Source organism: Prochlorococcus marinus XMU1404 (assembly GCF_017696175.1).
In the GTDB taxonomy this organism is placed as follows: domain Bacteria; phylum Cyanobacteriota; class Cyanobacteriia; order PCC-6307; family Cyanobiaceae; genus Prochlorococcus_A; species Prochlorococcus_A marinus_X.
Genome location: NZ_JAAORE010000003.1, coordinates 569,412 through 587,930, shown reverse-complemented (window position 1 = coordinate 587,930; position 18,519 = coordinate 569,412). Strand labels below are relative to the sequence as shown.

Here is an 18,519-nt window from a genome sequence, read left to right as displayed (position 1 = left end):
TTTATCCAAAAACCCTGATTCATTACGTTTTTGAAGATTTAAAAAAGTGGAAAAAATTTAAAATTTGTTGAACAAATTCAATTTTTTTTAATAACTTAAAAATGATTCAACAAACCGCATTACTTTTGATATGTTTTTCAACAAATAAGTTTTACTTTTAAATTGATTTCCACAGACACTTTTTCTTTTGGATTTAATATCCCAAGATTTGAGTTATATTTTTTAACGAAGGTTCAATATTTTTCCTAAACACAGCATCATTATTTTTTATAGCGCAATCAGGGTCCTTCAATCCATTTCCAGTAAGGACACAAACAATAGTCGATTCTTTTTGAATTCTGTTTTTATTTTTAATGAGCCCAGCAACTGATGCCGCACTGGCTGGCTCACAAAAAACACCTTCTTTGGCCAAGATTTTATAAGCATTGATTATCTCTTCATCTGTAACTGACTGAAAGTCTCCTTTGCTTTCTTTTTTTACTTCTTTAGCTTTTTCTCTATTCACAGGATTTCCAATTCTTATTGCTGTTGCAATTGTCTCTGGATTTTTAACTATTATATTTTGTACTAGTGGAGCAGAACCTTCAGACTGAAAGCCCATCATAGTAGGTAATTTTAAATTTCTTTTTATTTTTGAATATTCTTTAAAACCTAACCAATAAGCAGTTATATTTCCTGCATTGCCCATTGGAATACACAACCAATCAGGTGCAATACCTAAGTCATCAACAATTTCAAAAGCTGCTGTCTTTTGGCCTTGTATTCGATATGGATTAACAGAATTAACAAGTTCTATAGGTTGTGCTGAAGATAAATCTCTTACAATTTCTAATGCTTTATCAAAGTTTCCATTTATAGATATTATTTCTGCTCCATACATTAAAGCTTGTGCAAGTTTACCTTGAGCAACAAAACCTTCTGGGATTAAAACATATGGTTTTAATCCCCCCCTAGACGCATAGGCAGCAGCGGCAGCAGAGGTATTACCAGTACTTGCGCAAATAACAGCTTGACGGCCTTCTTCCTTTGCTTTGCTAATGGCCATAGTCATGCCACGATCTTTAAATGAACCCGTTGGATTTAGACCATCATATTTTAAAAAAACTTTAGTTCCATTTCCAATTAGTTTGCTGATAGTGTCACTATGTATAAGCGGTGTATTTCCTTCATTAAGAGAAATGATAGGAGTTCTATCTGTAACTGGTAGATATTGTTTATAAGCTTCAATTAAACCTGGCCATCTTTTTTTTCTGTAATTTATACGTAGTTTATTTTTGATTTTATTCAATAGCACCATAATTCTTTAATTTGTTTTGATTTTATCTAGAGGAGAATTTGTAAAAAAGTCTAGTAATTCTGAAATTGATTCTACTTTATTCATAACTTTGCTTAAAGCGTTGACGTTTAAAATTACAGTTTTTGTTGGGTATCCTTCAAAAAAATTTACTAGATTTATTTTTCCATTTCCTAGGTTAATACCTTGAATTACACTTGCCCTCAGAGCTAACATACCTGTTCTTTCATCATTTGCCCTAGACGGGTGGATAATAGATGAAAGTCTTGTTAAAAAAACATTACCTATCTCAGAATATACTAATTTGTTTGCAATTGTAATAGGAACTTCAAAATCTTTATTTAATACTGCTCTGATTTCTTTATCCGTAGAACCTGTTGCTTTTAGAATCCTCTTTAATTTTTTTGTTGAATACCCCTTATTAGCATAAGTTTTTAATGAATCCACATTTATTGTTCTAGAAAATATGCTATATATGATTTTTATTTCTTCAGCAGCCTCAACTTTTGAAATATTAAAAAGAAATTGAAAACCTATTACAATAAAAAATAATTTTAATATTAAAAACTTATTTGATTTCATTTTAAATATTTGTGCCAGCGGCAATTTTAACTAGTCTAACCATTCCTTTTTCTGTAACTTTTTTTGCAATTTTTATGCTCATTTCTTTTGTATAGGGCTCACTTATTAGTCTAGGTAATCGTTTTATAAAAATATCAATGGAATAACCCGGAACTTTTTGTAAAATATCCAAAAAGTTTCTTAATGGTTCTACATACATTATAAGGTCTCTTAAATTATTATTTTCATTCGTCATATTTAATTTAATTGAGCTTGGTAAGTAGTTATTTAAATTTTTTAATATTTTCAAACTTAATAAATCTATTTGATTTGTTAATCCTTCAATTATTTCATTTCTAAGAAAACCTCCTTTAGGAGAAAAGAGAAGATTTATTACTTCATCTAAAAGTTTTTCTAAATCAAGATTTGTCTGCTTCGCAGCATTAGATAGTAAATCTTCTAAACGGTCCCACTTAAATTTTTTATCATCAAAGAGCATTTCTTTTAAACTTTCTCTTAATTGTGGATCAGGATCTTCCATAAGTCTTCTCGCAAAATATGGATAAGCCGCACCTAATATTTTAAAGTTTGGATCTACGCTTAAAGCAATTCCTTCTAAAGTAAGCAATGATCTAATTATAAGTGCATAGTAAGGAGGTAATTTAAAAGGGAATTTATACATGATTCCCGACATATCATCTGTAACGCTTTTGAAATCCATTTTTGAAACCCCTTGTTCAACGGCGTTGGTAAAAACATTTTGAAATGCTGGAACTATTGGTTCTAGATTTACTTCTTCTGATAGGAATCCTAACTTTACAAAATCCTGAGATAATTTATCAAAGTTTTTATTGACCAAATGTACGACTGCTTGTATTAAGCCAGACCTAGAGTCTCTTGAAACTTCACTCATCATTCCAAAATCTAGGTAACATAATCTGCCATCTTTTAAAGCTAATAAGTTCCCAGGATGTGGGTCAGCATGAAAAAAACCATGTTCTAAAAGTTGTTCTAAACTGCATTGGACCCCAATATTAATCATTTTATCGGGATCGATTCCTAATTTTTTTACATCTTCTAAATTGGTTAATTTCGTTCCATCTATCCATTCCATTGTTAACACTCTTCTTGATGATATTTCCTTGTAAATTTTTGGAACAGCGATCATTTGGTTATGTTTATGCATATTTCTAAATTTTTCAGCATTACATGCTTCATTTAAATAATCCATTTCTTCAAATACTCTTTTACCCAATTCATCAATTAAAGCTACGAGATCACTTCTTATTAATCCAATATTATTTTTTAGCCAATAAGCAATATTTCTTACTATGTAAAGATCTAGAGTTATTTGTTCTCTTAAACCTGGTCGTTGGACTTTAACTGCAACAACTTCCTTATTCTTCAGTTTGGCTTTGTGTACTTGTCCTAACGATGCAGCAGAAATTGGCTCTTTATCAATTTCCAAGAAAAATTCATCTATTGAAGAGCCTAAATCTTCCTCTATTAATTCCATAGCTTTATCTCCTTCAAAACCTGGTAGTTGATCTTGCAGTTCAGATAATTCTTCAAGAAGAATCACTGGAATAATATCTGGTCGTGTTGATAAAGCTTGACCTGCTTTAACAAATGCTGGCCCAAGTTCAACTAATAAATTTGTTAATTCTTTTGCTCTAAACCTTGCTATCTCTTCATTTGTCAATCTACCAGTTAATTTATCCCACCCAACAGAAAATAAATAGGCAAAAATAGGTATTAGTGTTTGCCAAAGTCTTTTTAAAAGTCTTTTTGGGTTTTTTTTGTAAATTTTGGATATTGTTTCTGGATCATAATCCAGCAGTCCAGATACTTCAATAAAATCAGTAAAATCCTCTTTCATAACTTTATATATTTAAAACCTTTATTTTTTTAAAAAAGAAGTTAATTTTTTTATAAGGAAGATTTATCATGTTAATACAATTAAAGATAGAGAATATTGCCTTAATAGAGATTATAGAAATTAATTTTGAAAAAGGTTTGAACATCATTACTGGGGATTCTGGTTCAGGAAAATCACTGATTTTAGATTCCTTAAATGTTTTATTTGGTGGAACTAATATACCTTTAAAGCACTTAATACGTCCAGGAAAAGATCATTGTTCCATTGAGGCAAAATTTTCTTCTACTTTAGAAATTAAAAACTGGTTAATTAGTAATGGTTTTGAATGCAGTTCTTCAGTATTAAATATCAGAAGAAAATCTTATAAAAAAAATAATAAAGTTTTATCTAAATATAGCCTAAACAATTTATCAATTAATAAAAAATTATTAGAAGAACTTGGTCGGTTATTAATTGATTTTGCTGGTCAATCAGATACTTTTGTATTTGATTCTCAAGACAAGAGAAGATTAATTATTGATGATTTATGTTCGCAAGAATCGAGAGATAATGTTGCAAAGATTAAAAAATTGTGGTTGGAATGTGAGGTTTTAAAAAGATTAATGAATGAAAAAATAGAATCCTCTCAGAAGCAAGAAGAAACTAACTTAGTAATAAAACAAATGTTGAAGAGTTTAGAGGAAGCAAATCTAGATTCCAGTAAGGAAATCATAGAATTAGAGCAAATAGAAAAAAAACTTGTAAATAATCTCGAAATAAATAATTCAATTCAATCATCTTTAGAAAATTTAAATAATTTCAGTCATGATCAACCATCAGTTTCGTTTTTGATAAATCAATCGATAAAAAATTTAAATAGAACAGCAGATTTTGACTTAAAAATTCAAAATTTTAGAGAAAAGTTATTACATATTCAAACTTATGTTGAAGATCTGATTTTCGACTTAAACTCATATATACAAGGCATAGATAATAATGAATATAATCTTTCAGAAATACAAAAAAGATTATTTTTCTTAAAAAACTTGGAGAGAACTTTTTCATTGGATCTACCTCAATTAATTGAAAAGCGAGATAAATTAAGGACATATTTTATAAAAAATGATCAAGACAATGACATTCGTGATTTGGAAAATAAAATCAAAAATTTACAAAGTAATTTAAATTCCTTATTTTCTTCTCAATCTACTGAAAGAAAAAAAATTGCTAAAGAGTTACAAGATTCAGTAATCTCGATCTTAAGAAATCTAGGATTAGAAAATGCAAATTTTTCTATTCAATTTTCAGAATGTAAACCTTCTAGCGATGGAATTGATAATATAAATTTCTTGTTTTCTGCTAATCCTGATCAGAAGTTAGCTCCATTGTCAGATGTTATTTCTGGAGGTGAGATGTCAAGATTCTTATTAGCTATAAAATCTAGTATTTCAAAAAAACCAAATACATTCTTTTTAGATGAAATTGATAATGGTCTAAGTGGTAAATCTTTATTTTCTTTGGTTGAGCTAATAAAAAATATTTCAAAAGATCAACAGATTTTATGTATTACACATCAGCCTTTCTTAGCTGCTCGAGGATTGGCACATTTTAAAGTTATTAAAAACGTAATTAATGGAATAACTTATACCTCAATATTAAAACTAACCACAAAAAAACAAAGAAAAAATGAATTAATGGAACTCATTGGTGGAGGTTCTTCTGAACTAAATGATTATGCATCTAGACTTCTCGATCAAACTGCAGCATAAAATAGAAATAATTCTACTATAATAGTCTTTTTAAATCATAGATAGATTTAAACATGGTTAATAAAATAGATAATACTTTTGAAAGAGATAACTCAATTAACATTAGGGGAGCACGTCAGCATAATTTAAAAAATATTGACCTTTCACTACCTAGGAACAAATTTATAGTTTTTACAGGTGTGAGTGGAAGCGGAAAAAGTTCTTTGGCTTTTGATACAATTTTTGCTGAAGGTCAGAGAAGATATGTTGAGAGTCTTTCAGCATATGCAAGACAATTTTTAGGTCAAGTAGATAAACCAGATGTGGATAATATTGAGGGCTTATCACCCGCTATTTCAATTGATCAAAAATCCACAAGTCATAATCCTCGATCAACAGTTGGAACAGTAACAGAAATTCAAGATTATTTAAGGCTGTTGTTTGGTCGTGCTGGCGAGCCACATTGTCATCACTGTGGGATTCCAATAGCTCCTCAAACAATTGATGAAATGGTTGATAATATTCTTTTATTGCCAGAAGGAACAAGGTACCAATTACTGGCTCCTGTTGTAAGAGGGAAGAAAGGAACGCATACAAAATTAATAAGTGGACTTGCTGCGGAGGGCTTCGCTAGGGTAAGAATTAACGGCGAGGTAAGAGAACTTGCTGACAGTATTGAATTAGATAAAAATCAAATTCATAATATTGAAGTAGTAGTTGATAGATTAATTGCAAGAGAAGGAATACAGGAAAGATTAAATGATTCTCTACAAACTTGCCTTAAACGAGGCGATGGTTTAGCAATTGTAGAAGTTGTTCCAAAAAAAGGAGAAAACTTACCTCCTAACTTAGTTAGAGAAAAACTTTATTCAGAAAATTATGCATGTCCTGTACATGGCTCTATAGTAGATGAACTTTCTCCGAGATTATTTTCCTTTAATAGTCCATATGGGGCTTGTCCTGACTGTCATGGGATTGGATATTTAAAAAAATTTACTGCTGATAGAGTCATACCAGATAAAACATTACCTGTTTATGCTGCAATAGCCCCTTGGAGTGAAAAAGATAATACTTATTATTTCTCTTTACTTTATTCTGTAGGGCAAGCTTATGGTTTTGAATTAAAAACTCCTTGGAAAGATTTAAGTGATTTACAAAAGAAAGTCCTACTTTTGGGATCAGATAAACCAATATTAATTCAAGCTGATAGCCGCTTCAAAACTTCTAGTGGTTTTGAAAGACCTTTTGAGGGAATTTTACCAATATTAGAAAGGCAACTTAATGAATCCAATGGAGAATTAGTTAAACAAAAATTAGAAAAGTACCTAGAATTAGTACCTTGTAAGACATGTTCTGGACAAAGATTAAGACCTGAAGCTTTGGCTGTTAAACTTGGTCCATATAATATTACTGACTTAACTTCTATAAGCGTTTCGGAAACCCTATTTCACATCGAGCGAATCATGGGATTAGCTAAGACAAAGAAGGAAAATATATCTCTATCAGAAAAACAAAAGCAGATAGGTGAATTGGTTTTAAAAGAGATTCGTTTACGTTTGAAGTTTTTAATTAACGTTGGCCTAGATTATTTAACTTTAGATAGACCAGCCATGACTTTGTCTGGCGGAGAAGCTCAGCGCATTAGATTAGCTACGCAAATTGGAGCAGGCCTTACCGGCGTTTTATATGTATTAGATGAACCAAGTATTGGTTTACATCAAAGAGATAATGACAGATTACTAGAAACATTAAAAAACTTAAGAGACCTTGGTAATACTTTAGTGGTTGTTGAACATGATGAAGATACTATGAAATCAGCAGATTATTTAGTAGATATTGGTCCAGGAGCAGGCGTTTATGGTGGCGAAATAATTGCTAAGGGATCATATCAAGATGTATTGAATTCAGAGAGGTCATTAACTGGGGCTTATCTTAGTGGTAGGAAGTCTATTCCCACTCCAAAAGAACGAAGATCATCTTTTAAAAAAAGTTTAATTTTAAATAATTGTTCTAAAAATAATTTAAAAAATGTATCTGTAGAATTTCCTTTAGGAAGATTAGTTTCTGTAACAGGTGTAAGCGGTAGTGGCAAAAGTACTTTGATAAATGAATTGCTTCACCCTGCCTTATGTCATTCTTTAGGATTAAAAGTTCCTTTTCCTCAAGGTGTAAAAGAGTTAAAGGGTATAAAGGCAATTGATAAGGTTATTGTTATTGATCAATCTCCAATAGGGAGAACCCCAAGATCAAACCCTGCCACATATACAGGTGCTTTTGATCCTATAAGGCAGATATTTACTGCCACTGTTGAAGCCAAAGCAAGGGGTTATCAGGCTGGCCAATTTAGTTTTAATGTTAAAGGAGGAAGATGTGAGGCCTGTAAAGGCCAGGGAGTTAATGTTATCGAAATGAATTTTTTACCTGATGTTTATGTTCAATGTGAAGTATGTAAAGGAGCACGGTTTAATAGAGAAACTCTTCAAGTTAAATACAAAGGATTCAACATATCTGATGTTTTAGAGATGACTGTTGAACAAGCTGCAGAAACTTTTTCTGCTATACCTCAAGCTGCTGATAGACTATCTACATTAGTAGATGTTGGCTTAGGCTATGTCAAATTAGGCCAACCTGCACCTACATTATCTGGAGGAGAAGCTCAAAGAGTTAAGTTAGCTACAGAATTATCTAAAAGGGCTACTGGAAAAACTTTATATTTGATTGATGAACCAACTACAGGATTAAGTTTTTATGATGTTCATAAATTAATGGATGTTATACAACGTTTAGTAGATAAAGGTAATTCTGTAATTGTTATCGAACACAATTTAGATGTAATCAGATGTTCTGATTGGATTATTGATTTAGGACCTGATGGAGGAGATAAAGGTGGCGAAATTATTGCAGAAGGTACTCCTGAAGATGTAGCTAAACACCCCACAAGTCATACAGCAAAATATCTTAAAAAAGTTCTCAAATAAAAAATCTTTGTTGTATTTCTTTGTATTTTTAATTATCTGAGCAAAACTAAAGTTGTCTTTAAAATCGTACTACATTAGTCTGTATCTGCTTTTTTAAAAGCTTTTACATTTTAAATTTTTTAAATCATAATGCTTTCTTAATATTTTCTCTTGAAATTCATCTTATCTCTATTAAAGGCGTTTGATCTGAGGATTTGCTGAATGAGGTTTAAATTTTTACATTTACATTTACATGGCCTTATACGCGCTAAAAATCTTGAATTAGGCAGAGATGCAGATACAGGAGGGCAAACACAATACGTTTTAGAGTTAGTTAAAAGTTTGGCTAATACTTCTGATGTTGACCAAGTGGATTTAGTCACTCGTTTAATCAATGACCCTAAAGTAGACAATGAATATTCACAAGAAGAGGAATTTGTAGAACCTGGAGTTAGAATTTTAAGATTTAAATTTGGACCTAATAAATATTTAAGAAAGGAATTGCTTTGGCCTTATTTAGATCATTTAACCGAAAGCCTTATTTCTTATTATAAAAAAAATAGAAAGCCCGATTTTATTCATGCACACTATGCAGATGCTGGATATGTAGGCGTTAAACTAAGCAAATCCTTAAAAGTACCGCTTATTTTTACTGGGCATTCTTTAGGGAGAGAGAAAAAAAGGAAATTACTTGATACTGGTTTAAAAACTAATCAAATAGAAAAACTTTATTCTATAAGTAAAAGGATTGAGGCAGAAGAAAAAGTGTTAAAGTCTGCAGATATTATTGTAACAAGCACTAAACAAGAATCAGTTTACCAATATTCTCAATATTCTTCTTTTTCACCTCACAAAGCTAAAGTAATCCCACCTGGTGTTGATCACAATAAGTTTCACCATATTCATTCAACATCAGAGACAGCTGAAATTGATAATATGATGAAACCTTTTCTTAAGGATTCTACAAAACCTCCATTTTTGACGATTTCTAGAGCTGTACGAAGAAAAAATATTCCTTCTTTGATTGAGGCATACGGAAGATCTGAGAAATTAAAAAGAAAAACTAATTTAATTTTGATTTTGGGTTGTCGAGATAGTACTTCAAAACTTGAATCTCAGCAAAAAGATGTATTCCACAATATTTTTGAAACGATTGATAAATATAATTTGTATGGAAAGGTAGCTTATCCAAAAAAGCATCTTCCAAGTCAGATACCTGCTATTTATAGGTGGGCTGCTAGCAGAGGGGGTGTATTCGTTAATCCAGCTTTAACGGAGCCTTTTGGATTAACTCTTCTTGAAGCTTCCTCATGTGGATTGCCAATAATATCAACAAATGATGGAGGACCAAAGGAAATTCGTTCAAAATGTGAAAATGGACTTCTAGTAGATGTTACCGATATCAATAAGTTGAAAGTTGTCCTCGAAAAAGGAATTTTTAATATCGATCAGTGGAAATTATGGAGTAGAAATGGAATTGAAGGTGTTAATAGGCACTTTAGTTGGAATACTCATGTACGCAATTATTTATCAATACTTATAGAAGAGTTTTCAAGGTCAAATAGTTATTCCTCATCTGATATTAAACAGAGTTGTTTAAAAGGAAGTTCTTCACTTATAAAACCCCATTGATTAAATACTTTAGGATCAGGGTGAAGAATTAGTTGGTTGTTATGTGTTCTCTTTAGTTTGAAGCCTTTCTTAGATAGTTTTTTCATTAAATTAGCTGTTTCTTCGAATCTCGATGCCATTGCGTCAAGACTTGAGCAGTCACTTGTTAATCCATTATCTTTCCATGTAAAAAAACTCATAACAAATTTCTTATAGATTTATTTTTAAAACTATACCTAAAATCACAAGTAAAATGTTGATTTTCCAAAAAGTTTCTACTATTTTATCTTCCTTTACTCCTTTAAGTTCAAAATGGTGATGTAGTGGTGCCATTAAAAATATGCGTTTTCCATTATGAAATAATCTTTTTGTAATTTTAAAAAAACATACTTGAATTATTACTGATAATGATTCAACAATAAATATACCTGAGAAAATAGATAAGGTAAAAACGCTATCAGTTAATAACGCTATAGAACCGAGAATTGCACCAATACTTAGAGATCCTGTGTCACCCATAAATATTTTTGCAGGATAACAATTATATTTGAGAAATCCTAAGCATATTCCTGACATTGAATAACATAAGATACTGAAAATAAAAAGTTCTTGCTGTTCTTTCATTAATATTTCTGTCCCTAATCCACAAAAGATAATCCCACTGCATCCAGCTGCTAATCCATCTAAGCCATCAGTCAAATTTACTGAATTACTCATGCCAACTAGTACCAAAAAAGAAATTGGTAATATAAAAAAATTCATATTTATTCCCCAAGAGTCAGATACTGTTATTAATGGATTTATTAAATTTTTTTCATAAACTAACAATATAAAAATTATTGAGATGATACTTTGTAAGAAAAATTTTTCTTTTGTTTTTAATCCTCTATTTTCTCTATTTTTAATACTTAAATAATCATCTAAAACCCCTATAATAAAGAAGCTAAAAATAGTGAGTAATAAAAGAAATAGTTTTAGAGAACTTAAATTTATTGTTATTATCAAAAGAAAAATTAAAAAAGGGATTATCATAAAAACCCCACCCATTGTTGGAGTATCATTTTTTTTATAGTGACTGGTAGGACCTTCGGTTCTAATATTTTGAAGTATATTTAATTTTCTGATTATTACTAGACCATTCCTTGTGGTTAATAAAGAAATAAAAAAAAATAATGTGAAAACTCCTATTAGAAAAAAATTCTTAAAAAAATATGAGGTGACTATTAAAGTAAAAGTATTTAATATTAATAACGATTTGAAGTTAAACTTTTTAATCTTCCCAATCATCTTCTGAAGGCTCTTCTTCAGTTTTGTAATCTTCTTTTTCTCCCATTAATGCTGAAAGTTCTTCTTCTTCTATAGTACTAATTTCTTGAGAATCTCCTTCTTTCTCTGCAACAAGTCTGCCTGTATTTTCAAGCCAAGATAGTAGATCAGGTTCATCTCTTAATGGCAAAACAGGAGCTGGATCATCTCTGTGGTAACAAGTTAATGCAGGGTTGACTTCTGAAATATCGTCTAATCTGAGTTTTAGTTTATTTGATTCCATTAAAGGTAATGTTCTATATATAAGATAATACATAATGATGCACACGAAAAACTTTGTTTGATAAAGCAAATTTAAAATTCTTTTTTATTTGGCTAATTTCATTGTTGCTGTCTGGATTATTTAAACTTTTTGGATATTTAAATCCTAATGTTTTAATAATTAATAACTTTCTTCTATTGTTATTGGTTTTTGGTCCAGCTCTTTTAGTTACAATAATATTAGTTTTTCTTAAGTTTTCAAATTCTTAGTTACATCAAAAATTTAAATTTATGGAGCAAATTTAGATGCAGCAGGTAAAGAAAGTTGTACTAGCGTATTCTGGCGGTGTAGATACAAGCGTTTGTATTCCATATTTAAAGAATGAATATGGTATTTCAGAAGTCGTTACTTTTGTAGCAGATCTTGGGCAAGGCGAGGATTTAGAACTTATAAAGCAAAAAGCTTTAAATTCAGGTGCATCTCAATCGATCATTGGTAATTTAGTTAATAGTTTTGTTGAGAGATACGCTTTTCCAGCTATTAGAGCAAACGCACTATATTTAGATAAATATCCTTTATCTACAGCTCTTGCAAGGCCTTTGATTGCTGAAAATCTCGTAAATATTGCTCGAGAGATTAATGCTGATGCAGTAGCTCATGGATGCACTGGTAAAGGTAATGATCAAGTTAGATTTGATTTGGCAATTAATGCTTTAGGCCCTGATTTGAAAATAATCACTCCTGCAAGGGAGTGGAATATGAGTAGGGAAGAGGCAATAGTGTATGGAGAAAAATTTGGTATTCCTGCACCTGTATCAAAAAAATCACCATATTCAATTGACGTTAACTTACTTGGTAGGAGTATTGAAGCAGGGATTTTAGAAGACCCCATGCAAGAAGCACCTGAAGATATATTTTCGATGACATCATCAATTGATAATTCACCTGATTCCCCTCAAGATATAGAGATTGTTTTTAAAAATGGCTTTCCAGTGGGAATTAATGATGAATTTTTAACTCCAGTAGAGATTATTCAAAAAGCAAATGAACTTTCAGGTGCGCATGGTTTTGGAAGAATAGATATGATTGAAGACCGAGTAGTAGGAATTAAAAGTAGAGAGATTTACGAAACACCTGGCCTCTTACTTTTAATCAAAGCTCACAAGGAATTAGAGAGCATTACATTGAACCCAGATGTTGTTGAATTTAAGGGAATAGTGGAAAAAAAATGGGGTCAATTAGTCTATCAAGGTTTTTGGTTTGGACCTCTTAAAGAAAGTTTAGATGCATTTATTACATCGACACAATCTTCAGTTAATGGAAGAGTAAAAATTAGACTTCATAAGGGGAATGCAATAGTAATTGGGAGAATGTCGGAAAATAATTCTCTTTATAGGGAAGATTTAGCAACTTATAGCAAAGAAGATATTTTTAATCATTCTTTAGCAGAGGGTTTTATTTATATGTGGGGTATGTCTAATAAAATATGGGCTGAGTTACATTCAAAAACAAAAGATTAATATTTAAGATTCTGGATTTTGTTTGGTTTCAGTATCACCTTTACCTGAAGTTGAAGTATCTGTGCTTACTACTGGTTGTTTTTCTTTAGATTCAACTTTATTTTCTGAATTCTCTTGATCACTTGTTTGAGCTGAACTCTTTGTGGAAGGTCTTGGAGTTGGTAAAGGCCCTTCTTGTTTAACGGTCATATATCTTATAACATCTTCACTAAGTCTCATTGCTTTTTCAATTTTGAAAATATGTTGTCCATCACCTTGATGACTCAGTTGAACGTAAATACCTTCTCTATGTTTTGCTATTTGATAGGCTAATCTTCTCTTACCTCTCATTTGACTATCGAGAATGGTACCGCCAAATTCTTCTAGAAGCTTGTTGTATTTATCAATATGGTTAGTTACTTGATCTTCCGCAATATCTGGGCGGAGGATATACATGGTTTCGTAATAAGAATGTTGATCGTTCATAGTTTCAGACAAGGTCTTTGGCTCAAAAATTAATGTGATGAGCGTCTGTTCATCTTTAACGATACATCATGACGTGCATATCCTTGAAAATTAGAATAAATTCTTTTAAAGATTACTTTTGAGCGCTTCATTCATAATATGAAAAGGAACTTCTAAGCCATTTGTCCAAAAAGACAATGATTTTAATCCCTGAGCAACAAGCATTTGCAAACCATCGATAGTCATGCATCCTTTTTTGGCACTAAAGTTTAATAGATGAGTTGGCGCAGGGTTGTAGATTAAATCATAAACAATTGTTTTTGAGTTTAGAGATCTCCAAAAAGACTCCCCATATGGCAATACATTAATCCTATTTTTGGATGTTTTCATTCCTACCGGTGTTGTATTTACAACTAAATCTGCTTCTTCAATCAAATTTTGAGCTTGATTATCATTATTTAACAAACCCTGAATTCCAATTTGATTTTCAAAATTTTTTATTAATTTATCAAGTGATGATCTGTTCCGTGATACTACTGAAATTTTTGAAAGATTTAAATTTATTAATCCTTGAATAACAGATCGTGCTGCACCACCTGAGCCAAGAACAATAGATTGCTTTTTTGTTAAGTTTAATGTTTTTAACGGATAAATAAATCCTTCTACATCTGTATTAGTTGCGCTCCATTCTTTTTCAGAATTTAATTTTAGAGTATTAATTGCTTTAAGTTTGCTTGCAATAGGGGAAATTTCACTACAAAGTTTAAATACTTTCTCTTTATGGGGAATTGTAATATTTAAACCTTTGCAATTAATTTTTTTCAAAGAATTCAGAACTAATTCTAGATCTTCATCTTTGCATGGAATAGCAATATAAATTAAATCTAGGCCTAAATATTGAAAGGCAGCATTTTGCATAATCGGTGACAAGGAATGGCTTACTGGGTTGCCAATCAATGCAATAAAAGATGTCTTACTTGAAATCATGTTTAGAATTTTTGCTTAAAAAATAATGATCTGTTCGGGAACCACACCCCGTCTTTGAGTAACAATAATGACGCCGATGACCGATTATGGAGAATATCAAATATGAGAATTTACCCATGGGTAAGGTTGTAGGAATCGATTTAGGAACAACTAATAGTTGTGTCGCTGTAATGGAAGGTGGTAAACCTACTGTAATAGCAAATGCTGAGGGTTTCAGAACTACTCCATCAGTTGTTGCATATACAAAAAATCAAGATCAGCTAGTTGGACAGATTGCAAAAAGACAAGCTGTTATGAATCCTGAAAATACTTTTTATTCTGCAAAGCGTTTTGTTGGTCGAAGAGTTGATGAAGTAAATGAAGAATCTAAAGAGGTTAGTTATTCTGTTGAAAAATCTGGTTCTAGTGTCAAATTAAAGTGTCCTATTTTAGACAAGCAGTTTTCGCCTGAAGAGGTTAGTTCTCAAGTTTTAAGAAAGTTAGCAGATGATGCGGGTAAATATCTTGGTGAAAAAGTTACACAAGCTGTAATTACTGTTCCAGCTTATTTTAATGATTCTCAAAGACAGGCTACAAAAGATGCAGGAAAGATTGCAGGGTTAGAAGTTCTAAGAATTGTTAATGAGCCAACTGCTGCAGCTCTAGCTTATGGTTTGGATAAAGAAAATGAAAAAATTCTTGTATTTGATTTAGGTGGAGGAACATTTGATGTTTCAGTTATTGAAGCTGGTGATGGAGTAACTGAAGTTCTATCAACATCTGGAGATACACATTTAGGTGGTGATGATTTTGATAGGTGTATCGTAGACCATTTAGCAAGTACTTTTAAATCAAATGAGGGAATTGATCTTAGACAAGATAAGCAGGCTTTACAACGACTTACTGAAGCAGCAGAAAAAGCAAAAATTGAGCTTTCAAATGCAACGCAAAGTGAAATAAATTTGCCATTTATCACAGCGACCCCTGAAGGTCCAAAACATTTGGATTTGAATCTAACTAGAGCAAAATTTGAGGAATTAGCAGCTTCTTTAATTGATAGGTGCAAAACCCCAGTTGAAAGAGCTATAAGTGATGCAAAAATCTCTACTAGTGAAATTGATGAAGTTGTTATGGTGGGAGGTTCATCCAGGATACCTGCAGTTTTAGATTTAGTTAATAAGATAATAGGTAAAGAACCCAATCAAACTGTTAATCCTGATGAAGTAGTTGCTGTTGGAGCAGCTATTCAAGGAGGAGTTTTAGCAGGCGAAGTTAAAGATATATTGTTGCTTGATGTCACTCCACTTTCTTTAGGTGTAGAAACTTTAGGAGGGGTTATGACAAAGATGATAAATAGAAATACTACAGTTCCTACGAAGAAATCTGAGACATATTCTACTGCTGTTGACGGACAAACTAATGTAGAGATACATGTATTACAGGGTGAAAGAGAAATGGCATCTGATAACAAAAGTTTAGGAACTTTTAGATTAGATGGTATTCCATCAGCACCAAGAGGTGTTCCACAAATTGAAGTGACATTTGATATCGATGCAAACGGTATACTTAGTGTTACAGCTAAAGATAAAGGGAGTGGTAAAGAGCAAAGTATCTCTATCACTGGTGCTTCAACTTTATCTGATAATGAGGTTGAAAAAATGGTTAAAGATGCAGAATCCAATGCATCCGTAGATAAAGAAAAAAGAGAAAAAATTGATTTAAAGAACCAAGCTGAGACACTTGTTTATCAGACAGAAAAGCAACTTGGCGAATTGGGAGATAAAATTGATGCTGCAGCAAAGTCGAAGGTTGAAGAAAAAAGCAATGCTTTAAAAGACGCAACTTCAAAAGAGGACTATGAATCAATGAAAAAACTCCTTGAAGAGCTTCAACAAGAACTCTATGCAGTCGGTTCATCTGTTTATCAGCAACCAGGTAACCAGCCTCCATCCCCTGGTTCAACGAGCGGTCCTGATCAGACTGAATCAAATGATAAAGGTGGAGATGATGTAATTGATGCAGACTTTACTGAATCAAAAGATTAGCAAAAGTAATTTTTAATTTCATTAGCAACCCATTTAGAACAAGCTGGCGCAAGTAGAATTCCATTTTTATAAAAACCTGTACATATAATTAGCCCATCTCCAAAATTCTTCATTATTGGTGAGGGTTCACCTTCAGGTCTAGACCTTACTCCAAACCATTTTTTCGTGACTTGACCGTTGATAAGCCAAGTTGGTTTTTTATCTAGGAAATTTGTAATTTTTTCAAAAATATTTTTTTCTGGCTTTATACTATATTCGTCCGTTGAACCAATAATAAGTTTATTTTTTGATATTGGAATTATATTTTTACCATTTATATTGAATTGTTTTGGAAGTGTTAATAAATCAACTTCTGCATCATTTATAACAACTTCTATAGCTTGACCTAAAACAGGTTTTAATTTGATGTTGTGAGAGAGGTGATCTATTAAATCAACCGCTCTTAGAGAATTACACAAAATAACTATGTCAGATTTGATATCTCTATTGTTTTTTGTTGTAGTAAACCATTGATTCTTTGATTTTCTGATTTTTATTATTTCTTCATTTACAAAATTTATGTTTTTATTTTTTAGATATTTATCTATTGTCTTAAGTAAAGATGTAGCATTTATTCTTCCATCATCGAAGGAAATCAAACCTTTTATATTTTTTGTTTGGAAGACTTGATTTATATTTCTGATAATTATTGAATCTCTTTCTAAAATTTGTAAGTTTAGGTCATTATTTTCATAAATAAATTTCTTTAATTTTTCAAACTTTTCTTCATTCGTAGTTAGTTGTATTAATGGTTTTTCTATATTTAAATTATTATTAAATTTTTGCAGGAATCCAATCCATTTTGGCCATAATTCAATGCTTTGTTTCCTGAGATCCCAACTTCTACCTCTTCTTTTTTGATACATATTACCCATTAGTAATCCTAAAGCTGCATTGCTACTATTTTGGAGTTGATTTGGATCTATTATTGTTATTTGAAAACCTAATTCTGATAATTCTAAAGCATTAAATTTTCCAATAATTCCAGATCCAATAATAATTATGTGTGCTTTTTTAAAATTTTCTTTTAAGCTATTCATTGATATATTAGATATACTTTCTGATTTGACTTAATAGTCAAAGATTTTTTGGAACATCCTTCAATTATATTCAAAATTGTTTGTCCCGATCGTCCCGGCCTTGTAAGTTTACTTACAAGTTGGATTTCAAATTACGGTGGAAACATAAAACATTCTGATCATCATACAGATCAAGATGCAGGTTTGTTTCTTAGTCGAATTGAATGGACTAGTAAAAATTCATCTTTAAATAGAGATGAAATTTACAAAGAATTTGAAAAAATTGCATTAGAAGTAAATGGAAAATTTTACGTAAATTATTCTGATGAAATTCCAAATGTTGCTATTTTCGTTAGTAAACAAAATCATTGTCTTATTGATTTGCTTTGGCGAGTAAGAAATGGTGAACTCAAAATGAAAGTGCCGTTAATAATCTCAAATCATTTTGATCTTGAAAATATTGCAAATGACTTTAATGCAAAATTTGTCCATATTGATACTTTTAATATTGATAGATCAAATGTTGAAGATCAATTTTTAAATTTACTAAAAGAATATGAAATTGATCTTGTTGTACTAGCTAAATATATGCAAATTTTGAGTGACTCTTTTTTAGAAAAGTTTTCTTCAATAATAAATATTCATCATTCTTTTTTACCTGCATTTAAGGGCGCGCAACCATATCATCGAGCATGGAAGAGAGGAGTTAAACTAATCGGGGCCACAGCCCACTACGTTACCGAAGATCTTGATGAAGGACCGATAATAGAGCAATGCACAGTTAATGTAAGTCATAGAGATGAAGTTGATGATCTGATAAGAAAAGGAAGAGATATCGAAAGAATAGCTTTAGCAAGAGCGGTTAGGTTACATCTAAATCACCAGGTATTTGTTTATAACAGCAAAACTGCTGTTTTTGATTAAAAATA

At 31.2% G+C, this 18,519-nt stretch carries 15 protein-coding genes; 6 read left to right on the top strand and 9 right to left on the bottom strand.

Annotation, left to right across the window (positions count from 1 at the left end):
• Positions 1–193 precede the first annotated feature (193 nt).
• From thrC to HA144_RS09470, 3 genes are read right to left on the bottom strand one after another with little or no spacing between them, the layout of a single operon-like run.
• Positions 194–1,297 carry a threonine synthase gene (gene thrC / locus HA144_RS09480; protein ID WP_209043786.1) on the bottom strand — a complete coding sequence of 368 codons (1,104 nt, stop codon included), beginning with the start codon at positions 1,295–1,297 and terminating at the stop codon, positions 194–196.
• A 6-nt stretch (positions 1,298–1,303) separates the two neighbouring features.
• A complete protein-coding gene (locus HA144_RS09475) occupies positions 1,304–1,876 on the bottom strand; it encodes an alpha/beta hydrolase (protein ID WP_209043785.1) in 573 nt (190 codons plus the stop codon).
• A gap of 1 nt (position 1,877) precedes the next feature.
• Positions 1,878–3,734 carry an ABC1 kinase family protein gene (locus HA144_RS09470; RefSeq protein ID WP_209043784.1) on the bottom strand — a complete coding sequence of 619 codons (1,857 nt, stop codon included), beginning with the start codon at positions 3,732–3,734 and terminating at the stop codon, positions 1,878–1,880.
• Positions 3,735–3,802: 68 nt separating this feature from the next.
• Here HA144_RS09470 and HA144_RS09465 point away from each other — a divergent pair, with 68 nt between their 5' ends.
• From HA144_RS09465 to HA144_RS09455, 3 genes are all read left to right on the top strand, one after another.
• A complete protein-coding gene (locus HA144_RS09465) occupies positions 3,803–5,482 on the top strand; it encodes an AAA family ATPase (RefSeq protein WP_209043783.1) in 1,680 nt (559 codons plus the stop codon).
• Between the two features lie 53 nt (positions 5,483–5,535).
• A complete protein-coding gene (uvrA, locus tag HA144_RS09460; protein WP_209043782.1) occupies positions 5,536–8,439 on the top strand; it encodes an excinuclease ABC subunit UvrA in 2,904 nt (967 codons plus the stop codon).
• A 201-nt stretch (positions 8,440–8,640) separates the two neighbouring features.
• Positions 8,641–10,050, top strand: coding sequence for a glycosyltransferase (locus HA144_RS09455; RefSeq protein WP_209043781.1), 1,410 nt, complete (start codon positions 8,641–8,643; stop codon positions 10,048–10,050).
• Here the strand turns inward: HA144_RS09455 and HA144_RS09450 are convergent.
• From HA144_RS09450 to HA144_RS09440, 3 genes are read right to left on the bottom strand one after another with little or no spacing between them, the layout of a single operon-like run.
• Positions 9,984–10,229, bottom strand: a complete 246-nt coding sequence (locus HA144_RS09450; protein ID WP_209043780.1) for a hypothetical protein — start codon at positions 10,227–10,229, stop codon at positions 9,984–9,986. The two genes, HA144_RS09455 and HA144_RS09450, sit on opposite strands and share 67 nt — an antisense overlap.
• A gap of 10 nt (positions 10,230–10,239) precedes the next feature.
• On the bottom strand, positions 10,240–11,316 hold the full coding sequence (gene mraY, locus HA144_RS09445) for a phospho-N-acetylmuramoyl-pentapeptide-transferase (RefSeq protein ID WP_209043779.1): 1,077 nt from the start codon (positions 11,314–11,316) through the stop codon (positions 10,240–10,242).
• Positions 11,300–11,578 carry a DUF3134 family protein gene (locus HA144_RS09440; protein ID WP_209043778.1) on the bottom strand — a complete coding sequence of 93 codons (279 nt, stop codon included), beginning with the start codon at positions 11,576–11,578 and terminating at the stop codon, positions 11,300–11,302. The genes mraY and HA144_RS09440 overlap by 17 nt, the downstream gene beginning before the upstream one ends.
• 284 nt (positions 11,579–11,862) lie before the next feature.
• Here HA144_RS09440 and HA144_RS09435 point away from each other — a divergent pair, with 284 nt between their 5' ends.
• The gene (locus HA144_RS09435) at positions 11,863–13,077 is read left to right on the top strand and encodes an argininosuccinate synthase (protein WP_209043777.1); all 1,215 of its coding nucleotides are present in this window, start codon (positions 11,863–11,865) and stop codon (positions 13,075–13,077) included.
• Between the two features lie 3 nt (positions 13,078–13,080).
• Here HA144_RS09435 and rpsF read toward each other — a convergent pair whose 3' ends face one another.
• Positions 13,081–13,542, bottom strand: coding sequence for a 30S ribosomal protein S6 (gene rpsF / locus HA144_RS09430; RefSeq protein ID WP_209043776.1), 462 nt, complete (start codon positions 13,540–13,542; stop codon positions 13,081–13,083).
• A 105-nt stretch (positions 13,543–13,647) separates the two neighbouring features.
• Positions 13,648–14,508 (bottom strand): shikimate dehydrogenase, encoded by an 861-nt coding sequence (locus HA144_RS09425; RefSeq protein WP_209043775.1) that lies wholly within the window; start codon positions 14,506–14,508, stop codon positions 13,648–13,650.
• Between the two features lie 116 nt (positions 14,509–14,624).
• Between HA144_RS09425 and dnaK the strand changes: the two genes are divergently transcribed.
• Positions 14,625–16,532 (top strand): molecular chaperone DnaK, encoded by a 1,908-nt coding sequence (dnaK, locus tag HA144_RS09420; protein WP_209043808.1) that lies wholly within the window; start codon positions 14,625–14,627, stop codon positions 16,530–16,532.
• Here the strand turns inward: dnaK and HA144_RS09415 are convergent.
• The gene (locus HA144_RS09415; protein WP_209043774.1) at positions 16,529–17,611 is read right to left on the bottom strand and encodes an FAD-dependent oxidoreductase; all 1,083 of its coding nucleotides are present in this window, start codon (positions 17,609–17,611) and stop codon (positions 16,529–16,531) included. The two genes, dnaK and HA144_RS09415, sit on opposite strands and share 4 nt — an antisense overlap.
• Positions 17,612–17,659: 48 nt before the next feature.
• On the opposite strand from HA144_RS09415, the gene purU reads away from it, so the two are divergent.
• Complete coding sequence (gene purU, locus HA144_RS09410) at positions 17,660–18,514, top strand: formyltetrahydrofolate deformylase (RefSeq protein ID WP_209043773.1); 855 nt, start codon at positions 17,660–17,662, stop codon at positions 18,512–18,514.
• Positions 18,515–18,519 lie beyond the last annotated feature (5 nt).